This window comes from Bradyrhizobium betae (assembly GCF_008932115.1).
GTDB classification, from domain to species: Bacteria; Pseudomonadota; Alphaproteobacteria; order Rhizobiales; family Xanthobacteraceae; genus Bradyrhizobium; species Bradyrhizobium betae.
In genome coordinates this window covers 5174246-5185893 of the sequence record NZ_CP044543.1, presented here as the reverse complement: position 1 = coordinate 5185893, position 11648 = coordinate 5174246, and the positions used below count along the sequence as shown (strand labels likewise).

Annotated in this window: 9 protein-coding genes and 1 pseudogene; all 10 read right to left on the bottom strand. The window is 63.7% G+C overall.

Translation table 11 applies throughout. From position 1 onward, the window contains the following. Positions 1–8: 8 nt before the first annotated feature. The 10 genes and pseudogenes from acsF to bchB all read right to left on the bottom strand — a co-directional run bounded on the left by acsF (position 9) and on the right by bchB (position 11646). Positions 9–1106 carry a magnesium-protoporphyrin IX monomethyl ester (oxidative) cyclase gene (gene acsF, locus F8237_RS24830; protein WP_151648789.1) on the bottom strand — a complete coding sequence of 366 codons (1098 nt, stop codon included), beginning with the start codon at positions 1104–1106 and terminating at the stop codon, positions 9–11. Beyond that, positions 1103–1408: a hypothetical protein gene (locus F8237_RS24825; RefSeq protein ID WP_151648787.1), complete on the bottom strand. Its 306-nt coding sequence runs from the start codon at positions 1406–1408 to the stop codon at positions 1103–1105. Before F8237_RS24825 ends, acsF begins: the two co-directional genes overlap by 4 nt. Then, positions 1405–1863, bottom strand: coding sequence for a photosynthetic complex assembly protein PuhC (gene puhC, locus F8237_RS24820; RefSeq protein WP_151648785.1), 459 nt, complete (start codon positions 1861–1863; stop codon positions 1405–1407). Before puhC ends, F8237_RS24825 begins: the two co-directional genes overlap by 4 nt. Before the next feature lie 13 nt (positions 1864–1876). After that, on the bottom strand, positions 1877–2554 hold the full coding sequence (puhB, locus tag F8237_RS24815; RefSeq protein ID WP_151648783.1) for a photosynthetic complex putative assembly protein PuhB: 678 nt from the start codon (positions 2552–2554) through the stop codon (positions 1877–1879). Beyond that, positions 2551–3318 carry a photosynthetic reaction center subunit H gene (puhA, locus tag F8237_RS24810; protein WP_151648781.1) on the bottom strand — a complete coding sequence of 256 codons (768 nt, stop codon included), beginning with the start codon at positions 3316–3318 and terminating at the stop codon, positions 2551–2553. Before puhA ends, puhB begins: the two co-directional genes overlap by 4 nt. Positions 3319–3339: 21 nt before the next feature. Further along, complete coding sequence (locus F8237_RS24805; protein ID WP_151648779.1) at positions 3340–4773, bottom strand: MFS transporter; 1434 nt, start codon at positions 4771–4773, stop codon at positions 3340–3342. After that, the gene (gene bchM, locus F8237_RS24800) at positions 4770–5471 is read right to left on the bottom strand and encodes a magnesium protoporphyrin IX methyltransferase (RefSeq protein ID WP_151648777.1); all 702 of its coding nucleotides are present in this window, start codon (positions 5469–5471) and stop codon (positions 4770–4772) included. The genes F8237_RS24805 and bchM overlap by 4 nt, the downstream gene beginning before the upstream one ends. Next, on the bottom strand, positions 5471–6382 hold the full coding sequence (gene bchL, locus F8237_RS24795; protein ID WP_151648775.1) for a ferredoxin:protochlorophyllide reductase (ATP-dependent) iron-sulfur ATP-binding protein: 912 nt from the start codon (positions 6380–6382) through the stop codon (positions 5471–5473). Before bchL ends, bchM begins: the two co-directional genes overlap by 1 nt. Continuing rightward, positions 6379–10106 (bottom strand): annotated as a pseudogene (locus F8237_RS24790) (magnesium chelatase subunit H). The gene bchL and the pseudogene F8237_RS24790 overlap by 4 nt, the downstream one beginning before the upstream one ends. Then, complete coding sequence (gene bchB, locus F8237_RS24785) at positions 10081–11646, bottom strand: ferredoxin:protochlorophyllide reductase (ATP-dependent) subunit B (RefSeq protein ID WP_151648773.1); 1566 nt, start codon at positions 11644–11646, stop codon at positions 10081–10083. Before bchB ends, F8237_RS24790 begins: the two are co-directional and overlap by 26 nt. Positions 11647–11648 lie beyond the last annotated feature (2 nt).

Below are 11648 nucleotides of genomic sequence, written 5' to 3'. Positions count from 1 at the left end.
CCCTCTCCTCACCAAGCCGGTTGCAGGCAGATTTCGCGCGGTAACGTGTTCGGCTTCACTGGCAGCAGGAACAGCCGTGCAAATGTCAGCGCTGCCTGGGCCGCAAGACCTGCGCGCTTCACTCTCGATAGCAAGCCACCCTTCTCGCGCGCATCCGCGATCCCTTCCGAAATCATGCGCAAGCGCTCGAGACCGGCAAGGAAGCGCGGGTTTTCGATATCCAGCGTGACCGGAAACACCTGCCTGGAAATCTCCGAGGTGATGCGGAACACCCGCATGTCGTATTCGGTGGGATCCATGCCAAGCGCCTCGTGGAAAGCGGGGCGCATGTGATCGCGCACATACATGGTGGCGAACACGGCGAGCAGGAAGAACCTGATCCAGAGCTTGTTGACGCCGCGCAGCAGCGAGGGATCGGCGCGCATCAGCAGCGCAAACGCCTCGCCGTGGCGAAACTCGTCGTTGCACCACAATTCGAACCAGCGGAAGATTGGATGGAATTGGCGTTCGGGATGCCGCTCCATCTGCCGGTAGATCGTGATGTAGCGGGCGTAGCCGATCTTCTCGGACAGATAGGTCGCGTAGAAGATGAATTTGGGCCGGAAGTAGGTGTACTTCTTCACCTTGGTGAGGAAGCTCAGATCGACCCCGATGCCGTGATCCTTCAGGATCTCGTTGATGAAGCCGGCGTGGCGAGCCTCGTCCCGGCTCATGAAGCTGAACAGCTCCTGGATATCCCTGTTCTTGATCCGCTTCTTGATCTCCGCGTAGAGCACGCAGCCGGAGAATTCGGCGGTGAGCGATGAGACCAGGAAATCCTTGAACTCCTTGCGCAACTCGGGCGGCAACGATTGCAGGTCGTTCTTGAATTCGTCGGTCTTGACGAAATGCGCCTTGTTGTGATCGGCGCGCAGCTCCTTGATGACCGCATTCCATTCGGAGCGCACCAAGCTGACATCGAGGCGATCCATCGCCTCGTAGTCCGTGGTGTAGAAACGCGGGCTGAGGATGGTGTCTTCGCGCGCCTTGTCGAGACTTTCGCTGCTGCCCTTGATCGCGGGCCGTGCTTGCAGACTGCCGTGGGTGCCGCCTTCCATGTTGATCATAATGCCCTCCCGTCCGAGAAGCTGACTTCGTAAAGTTCAGTCAATTCCAGGTAGCCTTCGATTCGCGCCAGCAGGCGGTCGAGCGGACCGGCGCGGACCACCGTCGCGGTTCGGCGCACGACCAGACGCTCACCGAAGGCGACTCCGGTCGGCGCGTCGTGGACCCTGACCTCGTCGCCGGGCTGAATTGCGATGTCGCCGTCGAGCACCACATGGGCGTGCAGCGTCTCCGAGGTCTGCTCGATCTCGATCGTACAGGGCACGTCGAACGTCTTGCGTGACGTCGTCCAGAGCATCCTCATGACGCACCGCCCTTCAACTTCAACAGCCGCGCAAAGGCCAGGGTATTGGCCGAGCCGAAAGCATCGAGATCGATCTGCTTGCCGGTCGATGTGTCCGTCAGCGTGATCTGGCCGTTGACGAACCGGGTGAGGCGAAATGGCGGCTGTCGGCCGATATCGCCGAGCTTGCGTTCCCGCGCGAGCCCACGCAGCACGACGCGAATGAATCCATTGCTGCCGGGCGCCAGCGTGTCCACGAGTTGACGATCGCGAGCGTCGTACACCAGCACCGCACCATTCTGACCGTCCTCGAACTGGAAGTCGCGGCTTTCGACGGCGGCCGGCAGCATCATGCGGACGCCGCCCGTCCCCGTCAGTCGCGCCGTTGTCACCGTCGCGAGAGAAAATAGGACAAGGGCCGCGGCCGCGATGATGCCGCCTTTGGGGACCACGGGTTCCTGGATGGCATGGCTCATGAGTGTCCTCCGTTCAGGCAGCCGCGGTCGACGGCGAGTTGGCCGCGACGTCCGAGACCAGATTGCGATTGGCGGAGGCCGAAAGTGCGACCGCCGTCGGGGCGGGCTGCCCGCCCAATGCGTCCGAGAGTTTCGCAGCGACGATCGCGGCGTCCGGCAATGCGCACAGCATCGGCTCCGGCACGCGCAGCCGCCAGGGCCGGATGTGCGGCCAAAGCAGCAAGTACGACACCCGTTTGCCGTCCGACACGCCCAGCGGAATGTCACCCGAGCCATCGCGATGGATCTTCAGGGCGGCGTTGGTGATCTTGCTCAGCGGGATATTCATGGTCATCGGCAGCGCGACGCCGAACTGGAACAGGACCCGCTTGCTGGTCAGCGTGTAGCAGGCGGCGCGGCGGAACAACCACGCGAGGCCGGCCAGCACGACGATGGCGCTGAGCGCCGGAGCGATCAGCCACAGCGCCGAAATGACGGCATCGCTTGCCTGCATGCCGTGCGACCAGTTGGACCACAGCCGCCACGCCAGCAGGATGCCGAAATAGATCGCGACCTCGCGGATGTGGAACGACCGCAGCGCCAGTCCCTTGAAGCTCGGCTTACCCTGCCAGATCACACGCTCGCCGACCGGTAGCGGCGCCGGCAGATCGTTGAGCGGCACATTCTTGAACTGCTGATGATCCTGTTTCACAGCAGCGGCTCCTGACGCGCCGGCGTGGCGTAGAGCGTGCCCGCGCCGTAATATCCGACGATGCGATCTTCCTCGAGCTTGGTCACCTGATCCGGGCTCTTCGTCGTCGGGACTTCGGCGAACTGGCTGCCGAGGATCGCATCGACCCAAACCCGGCGGCGGCGACCATCAATCTTGGCGAAAGGCACCGGCAGCAGCACGCGCTTGACGCCGCCGATGATCGGCACCTCGACTTCGAGATAGCGGATCAGGGCCTCGGCGCGATCGACCCAGACGTCGGTAACGATACCGCCGGGTTCGCTGTCCGCCCCGTTCACCCGCATTCCGCGCGGATCGGGGTCGCGGGACTCCAGATAGGTGCCCTCGGCAACCCGCAACGGAACGATGCACGGAATGTTCTCCATCGTCAGTTCGGGAACGTCTTCGCGGTTGGCGTAGGATCCGGGCCCGACGCCATCGAGCATCGGATTGCCGGTCGGCTCAGCCGGAGCGCCCGGCCACACCGCGATCGGCGCCAACGCGACGTCGGGGCGATCGTTCTTGTGGTTCGGCAGCGTGGCGGTGTGTCCGTCCCGCAAGAGATAGGTCTTGGAATCGGGCATGCGCGGAAAGCCGTAGGAAACCCCGCCGTTGATCCCCGTCGATTCGAGCGGATAACCTTCGCGCTTGTCTTCACGGCGAAGATAGAAGATCAGGCAGGCAAAGAAGATCCAGAAGACGTAAAGCGTGACCTGTGCCAGGTCCAAATATGAGTCGGGCTGCATGGGCGACCTCCCCTTCGTTGACTAGCCTGGAAATTCCGCCAGGCCGAACTTCGTGGATGGCTGCGGAAAGCTCGCGCGTGCTGTGCGCACGAGCGGACCGATCGCAACCAGAGTGGCGAACAACAAGGCAATTTCGATGTGGTAGACGACGCTGTATCCCGTCGACGGATCCGTCAGCGCGCGGCCAAGCGCGCCGTTCGATGCCAGCGACGTCACCGCATCGCGAATGCCGCCGCCGAGCGCGATCCCGCCGCCGGCCGCGGTCGCCTGCACCGCACCCCAGGTGCCCAGCGCCAATCCACTTTCACCGTCACGCGCCAGCGCCATCGCCGCGGTCAGCGTTCCCGCAGCAAACAGCCCGCCACCGAAACCGATCAGCGCGGTGCCGATCCGAAACAAGAGCACCGAGCTCAGGGGCGCGGCGAAGATTACCGCGGCGAACGCGAACACCCCTGCCACCGCGCCAAAGCCGGCGATGCGGTAGGGATCGGCGTTGCGTCCCAGCGTCCTTGCGGCAAGCCCAAATCCGGCCAGCGTGCCGAGCGCGAAGAACGCCGTGAGCGCCGTGGTCTGGCCTACGGTCAGCTTGAGAATTTCGGCGCCGTAGGGCTCAAGCAGAATATCCTGCATCGAGAATGCCGAGGTGCCGAGCGCCACCGCGACGAGGACGCGGATCGAACCGCCGGCATTGCGGAACCTGGCCCAGGAGTGTTGGAATTCAGGCCGCTCGCGCGCAGCCGATGTCAGCGCGGGATTGCGCGCTTCCTGCTTCCACAGCGCGGCGATGTTGAGCAGCAACTGCGTGACCGCAACGCCCTGGATCACCTGGATCAGGCGGATCTCGTTGAAGTTGCGCAACAGCTCGCTGAAGATCAGCGCACTGCCGGCCATCCCGAACAGCAGCATCACATAGAGGAAGGCCACCACGCGCGGCCGCGCGTCTTCAGGCGCGAGATCGGTGGCGAGCGCGAGACCTGCGGTCTGGGCCGTATGCATGCCGGCGCCGACCAGCAGGAAGGCGAGCGCCGCGCCGAATTGTCCGTAGACCGCAGGATATTCGCCCGTGCCTGACAGCACCAGCAGAGCAAACGGCAGGATAGCGAAGCCACCGAACTGGATCAGCGTTCCCATCCAGATATAGGGCACCCGGCGCCAGCCTAGCACCGAGCGATGATTGTCGGATTTGAAGCCGATCAGGACGCGGAATGGTGCGAACACCAGCGGAATCGACACCATCAACGAGACCAGCAGCGTCGAAACACCGAGTTCGACGATCATCACGCGGTTGAGCGTGCCGTTCAGCAGCACAATCGAGATGCCGGTCGACACCTGGAACAGCGACAGACGCAGCAGCCGCCCGAGCGGAAGCTCCGTCGTTGCCGCGTCGGCAAAGGGAAGGAAGCGGGTCCCCAGCCGCATCCAGCCTTTCGCCAATGTCGACGAAATCCGGGTCATCTGGGAATCATCTCCAAGGCCTGCGACTTGTAGAATCCGCTGGCGACGCGATGGCTGCGGCCGAGCTGCCAGCGCTCAAGCCCCTCATCTGCCGTCAACAGCCGCCGCAACTTCTGCTCGCCCACCGGTTCGATCGCTGGTGCGCGATCGCCGCGTGGGAAGAGCCGACCGACGGCATGCATCACGGCAAGGGCAGGCGTCTTCGGAGCGAACGTCACCAACAGGGCCTCGGCGGTCCGCTCCGCCAGACCGGCCATGATCCGGCAGGTGTCCGTCGGGCGATAATGGATCAGCGAATCCATCGCGACGACGAAGTCGAACCTGCCCAGCTTGGGGTCGAGCATGTCGCCGGACCGAAATTCGATGGTCGCGGAATCGAGATCCGACGGCAGCCGTTCGCGCGCCACCGACACCAGCGTCGGCGACAGATCGATCGCGACCACGCGAGCGCCGCGCCGCGCCGCCTCGATCGACAACGCACCCGTGCCACAGCCGGCATCGAGCAATCGCGCCCCGCTCATGTTCTGCGGCAGCCAGGATAGCAGCGTGTTGCGCATCTCATCGCGCCCCGCGCGCACGGTCGCCCGGATACGGCCGACCGGCGCATCCGACGTCAGTTTGGCCCATGCATCGACCGCAGTCCGGTCGAAATAGGTCTCAAGCTCGCCGCGCCGTTCGATATAGGTTGCAATCGACATCAGTCGAACCCCAGCAGATCGAAGATTTCACGGTCCTTGAGTGACTTGCCCGGCAAGGGCTCGATCGTGCCGGCCCAGAGCTCGGCGGCAAGCCGCATGTATTCGTCGGTGACGGCCTTCAATTCCGGCGTCTCGTCCATTTCGAACAGCGTCGATTTCTTCAGGCGGCTCTTGCGGATGACGTCGAGATCCGGGAAATGCGCCACGCGCTTCAATCCGGCCTGTTCGGCATATCTGTCGATCTGGTCGGTATCCCTGCTGCGGTTGGCGATCACGCCGCCGAGCCGGACGCCGTAATTCTTCGATTTGGCTTCGATCGCGGCCACGATGCGGTTCATCGCGAAGATCGAGTCGAAATCATTGGCGGCGACGATCAACGCACGGTCGGAATGTTGCAGCGGCGCGGCAAAGCCACCACAGACGACATCGCCGAGCACGTCGAAGATCACCACATCGGTGTCTTCGAGCAGATGGTGCTCTTTGAGAAGCTTCACGGTCTGGCCGACGACGTAACCGCCGCAGCCGGTGCCGGCCGGCGGGCCGCCCGCCTCGAGACACATCACGCCGTTGTAGCCTTCGAACACGAAATCCTCGGGACGCAATTCCTCGGCGTGGAAGTTCACGGATTCGAGCACGTCGATCACCGTCGGGACCAGCCGCTTGGTCAGCGTGAAGGTCGAGTCGTGCTTGGGATCGCAGCCGATCTGCAGCACGCGCTTGCCGAGCTTGGAGAATGCGACCGACAGGTTCGACGACGTCGTGCTCTTGCCGATGCCGCCCTTGCCGTAGACCGAGAACACCTTTGCTGTGCCGATCTTGAGCTTGGGATCGAGCTGGACCTGCACGCTGCCCTCGCCGTCGCCGCAGCAGGACGGGCTCTTGAGCGACGATGGCTTGGTCTGGATGTTCATGCGGCAACTCCCACGCCTTCGAGGCGGTCTTCGAGCTCTTCGCCTGCCCTGCGCAGGACATCGAGCATCTCCGGATCGGGCGACCAGTATTTGCGTTCGTGCGCTTCGATCAGCCGGTTGGCGACCTTCGCGGAGGCCACGGGATTGAGCGAGGCCAGGCGCTCGCGCATTTCGGGATCGAGCATGAATGTCTCGGTGAGCTGCCGGTAGACCCAGGGCGCCACCTCGCCCGTCGTCGCCGACCAGCCCATCGTGTTGGTGACGTGCTCTTCGATCTGGCGAACGCCCTCATAACCGTGCTTGAGCATGCCCTCGTACCATTTCGGATTGAGCATCCGGGTGCGGGTTTCCAACGCGACCTGCTCCGACAGGGTCCGGACCGTGCCCGCACCGCGGGTCTGGTCGCCGATATAGACCGGCGCCGACTGGCCGCCCTTTGCCATTCGCACGGCGCGGCTGATGCCGCCGAGCGTGTCGAAGTAATGATCCACGGTGGTCACGCCGAGCTCGACCGAGTCGAGGTTCTGATAGGCGAGATCGACAGTGGCGAGCGCGTTCTTCAACAACGCCGTCTGCTGTACCGGCTGACCCTTGAGGCCGTAGGCAAAACTCTTGCGTCGGGTATAGGTCTCGGCGAGTTCGTCCTCGTCCTCCCAGCGGCCGTTTTCGACCAGATGGTTGACGTTGGAGCCATAGGCACCGTCGGCATTGCCGAATACGCGCAACGATGCGGTCTCGAGATCGCAGTGATTTGCGGCTTGGTAGGCCAGTGCGTGCTTGCGAACGAAATTATGTTCGATCGACTCATCGGCGGATGCGGCGAGGAAGCAGGCTTCGGCCAGCAGCTTGATCTGCAGTGGCAACAGATCGCGGAAGATCCCGGACATGGTGATGATGACGTCGATCCGCGGCCGGCTAAGCTCAGCAAGCGGGATCAATTCCGCGCCAGTCAGGCGGCCATAGCCATCGAAGCGCGGCTTTGCTCCAAGCAAGGCCAGCGCCTGCCCGATCGGCGCGCCCTCGTTCTTGAGATTATCGGTGCCCCACAGCACGATCGCTACGGATTCGGGGATGCCGTGTCCTTCGCCGACGTGTTTGTCGATCAGCCGCTGTGCTTGGCTCGCGCCGTCTTGCACGGCAAAGGCGCTGGGAATACGGAACGGATCGAAGCCGTGGAGATTGCGGCCGGTCGGCAGGATGGCCGGCGTGCGCAGGAGATCGCCCCCGGCGCAGGACGAGTGAACTTGCCATCCAGGGCACGAAGGATTGCAGGCAGTTCATGATCCTGCTGGAGGATGCGATCGATGCCGGCCAGTTCCATGTAGAGCGTGAGCGCGGCATCATCCCTCGCGGCCAATGCTTCGGGCGCCTCGCCCTTCACCAGCGCTTCGAGGATCGATTTGTCGGGACGCGCGCCATGCGAGGCATCCGCCACCGCCTGGAGCATTTCGACCCGCTGGTCGACCGACGGCGTTTCACCAACGACATGCAGACCATGCGGGATCAGGGTGTATTCGAGCTCGAGCACGGCTTCCGACAATTTTCCGATCGCCGTGGCCTGATCCATCCAGGCGGGGGCCGCCTCGGTTAGTTCCAGTGCACTGGCCTGAGCCTGAATCAATGTCGCGAGATCGCAGCGCTCCGCATCCTCGTCCGGAGCAAGTCCACGCCAGCGCTCGATCGAGGCCTTCAGCTCAACCAGGCCCTTGTAGAGTCTAGCATGCGCGACCGGCGGCGTCAGATAGCTGATCAGAGTTGCGGCCGTACGACGCTTGGCGATCGTGCCTTCGGACGGGTTATTCGAGGCATAGAGATAGAGGTTCGGCAGGTCGCCGATCATCCGGTCCGGCCAGCATGCGCCGGAAAGCCCCGCCTGTTTGCCCGGCATGAATTCAAGCGCGCCGTGGGTTCCGAAATGCAGGACGGCGCCGGCGCCGAAATCCTCGCGCAGCCAGCGATAGAAAGCCGAGAAGGCATGCGTCGGCGCAAATCCTTTCTCGAACAACAACCGCATCGGATCGCCTTCATATCCGAACGCAGGCTGGATCCCGACGAAGACGTTGCCGAAGCGCTCGCCCAGCACGAAGATCGAGCTGCCGTCGCTCTGCTGCTTGCCGGGCGCCGGGCCCCATTGCGCCTCGATCTGGCGCAGCCATTTTTCGCTCCGAACGTGATCATCAGCCGGAATTCTGGCGTGGACATTGGCATCGGCGCCGAACCGGGCGGCATTGCCAACCACGATACGATCGCGCAAGGCGTCAGCGCTTTCGGGCACCTCGACCTGATAGCCCTCGCGCTTCATGGCAGAAAGCGTGCGATGCAGGGATTCGAACACCGACAGAAACGCTGCGGTACCCGTATTGCCGGCATTCGGCGGGAAGTTGAACAAGACAATCGCGACCTTGCGATCCCGCCGTTCCGATCGACGCGTCGCGACCAGACGCGCCGTCCGCGCCGCCAACATGTCGGCGCGTTCGCTGCACACGTGCATCTTGCCGCCAGTCTCGGCCATCGCAAAAATGCAGGCACGCTCGCAGCCGGTGCAGGGAGCGCCAGCCCCGTCGGAGCGACCGCCATAGACCATCGGTCCCGCCGCACCGTCCAGCTCGGGGATCGCCACCATGATGGTGCTCTCCACCGGCATCAGGCCACGATCCGAGGCCCCCCATTGCTCCAGCGTCTGGAATTCAACGGGATGCGCCGACAGATAGGGCACGTCGAGTTGAGCCAAAATGTCCTCGGCGGCCCGGGAATCATTGTAGGCGGGACCGCCCACCAGCGAGAAACCGGTGAGCGACACCACCGCATCGACCACGCTGCTTCCGTCCTTCATGAAAAAGCGTTCGATCGCCGGCCGCTGGTCGAGGCCACTGGCAAAGGCGGGGATCACGCGCAGCCCCCTCGCCTCGAACGCCGCGATCACACCGTCATAGTGACCGGCATTTCCGGCAAGCAGATAGGAGCGCAGCAACAGGAGGCCGACGGTGCCGCGCTCGCCGGCCAGGACGGGCAGTCGATCTGCGGTATCGGCGATGCGCCCCTTGAGGCGCGGATGGTAGACGCCGATATCGGCATAGTCGACCGGCGCCTCCGCCTTGGCGATGCCGCGCAGGCTGCGGCGCGGACCTTCAGCGTAACGGTCGACCAGCAGGCGGATCATGTTCGCGATGTTCTGCTCGGAGCCGGCGAGCCAGTATTGCAGCGTCAGGAAATAGGCGCGCATGTCCTGAGCGGTGCCGGGGATGAAGCGCAGCAACTTCGGCAGTTGCCGCAGCATCTTCATCTCACCCTTGCCGCCGGGGCTGCCCTTGCGATTGCCGCGCAGCTTCTTCAGCCACGCGATGGCGCCGAGCGCCTCGCCGCTCATGTCGAACTTGCCGACGCGTGTCAGCTTGACGATTTCGGCCGCCGACATGCAACAGATCATCGCGTCGCAATGGCTGCGCCGGGCAACGAGTGCCGGCATCACGGCGCGAACGTGATCGTCGAGGAACAGCATGGTGGCGATCACGATGTCGCCGCGGACAATATCGGCCTTGCAGCGATCGAGCGCTGCGTCGTCAGTGCCCCATTCGTCCGCGGAATGCACCGTGAGCGATAGCCCCGGGAAGTTACTCCTCAACAGCACCTGCGCACGCGCAGCCGCGCCGGACAGATGACTGTCCATGGTCACGACGACCACCCGGAGAGGCGTCGCGTCAGCGGGCGTAATGCGCTTTGGCATCGTAGAGGGTCTCGATGGTTATGGTGGCTACGCCGTTTTCATTGGCGAAACGTTCGGTGTTGCGGCGCGCCTTGCCGCGAACGAAGAATGGAATTTTGTACAGCTCCTTCTCGGCATCGACGGCCCAGACGACCGCGATATTCGAGGCATTCGAAGCTGCCTGAACCGGCCCATCGGCAACAGGCGTTGAATGACCGGCGCCCAGATGCGACGGCACAGCGCCATCCTTGAACTCGAAATCATCCTTGAACATCGCTAGCAGATGCTCTTCGAGGCCCATCATCAGCGGGTGCACCCAGGTATCGAAGATGACGTTGGCGCCCTCAAACCCCATCTGCGGCGCATAGCGTGCCGGAAAATCCTGCACATGCACCGGCGCCGAGATCACCGCGCAGGGAACGCCGAGACGCTTGGCGATATGCCGCTCCATCTGCGTCCCCAGCACCAGCTCGGGCTGCAGTTCCGCGACCTTCGCTTCGACCTCCAGATAGTCGTCGGTGATCAGCGGTTCTGCGTCATGGCGTTTTGCCGCGTCGCGGATTTCGCGGCCGAACTCACGGCTGTAGGTGCCGAGACCTACGACCTTGAAGCCGAGTTCGTCGGATGCGATGCGTGCTGCAGCAACGGCATGGGTGGCATCACCAAAGATGAAGACGCGCTTGCCGGTCAGATAGGTCGAGTCGACCGAACGCGAGTACCACGGCAGCCGGCTAGAGGCCGAAGCCAGCGTCGCCGACGCATCGACACCGGCGAGCGTCGCGACCTCTGCGACGAATTCGCGGGTGGCCGATACGCCGATTGGAACGGTCTTGGTGAAGGGTTGTCCGAACGTCCGTTGCAGCCAGGACGCAGCCTGACCCGCGACTTCGGGATACAGCACGACGTTGAAATCGGCCTCGCCCAGTCTTGCGATATCGGCCGGGCTAGCTCCCATCGGCGCCGTGACATTGACGTCGATGCCGAGCTTTGTCAGCAGCGATGTGATCTCGACAATATCGTCGCGATGCCGGAAGCCGAGCGCGGTCGGGCCAAGCAGATTGCAGCGGGCACGCACGCCGGCCGCGCGATCGGGACGCGGTGTCCCGGACGCCGGCGCCGACGGCCCGGCGAGCGCGCGCACCAGCTGATAGAAGGTTTCGGCCGCGCCCCAGTTTTCCTTGCGCTGATAGGCCGGCAAATCGACGGCCACGACAGGTATCGGGAGATCGAGCGCACGCGCCAGACCACCGGGGTCGTCCTGGATCAGCGAACCGGTGCAGGACGCGCCGACGAGCATCGCCTGCGGCTGGAAACGATCATAGGCATTCTGGGCCGCGGTCTTGAAGAGTTCGGCGGTATCGCCGCCGAGATCCCGCGCGGAGAACGTGGTGTAGGTCACGGGCGGGCGCCGGTCGCGGCGTTCGATCATCGTGAACAGCAGATCCGCGTAGGTATCCCCCTGCGGAGCATGAAGGACGTAATGCAAGCCTTCCATCCCGGTGGCGACGCGCATTGCGCCGACATGGGGAGGTCCTTCATATGTCCACACCGTGAGCTGCATGA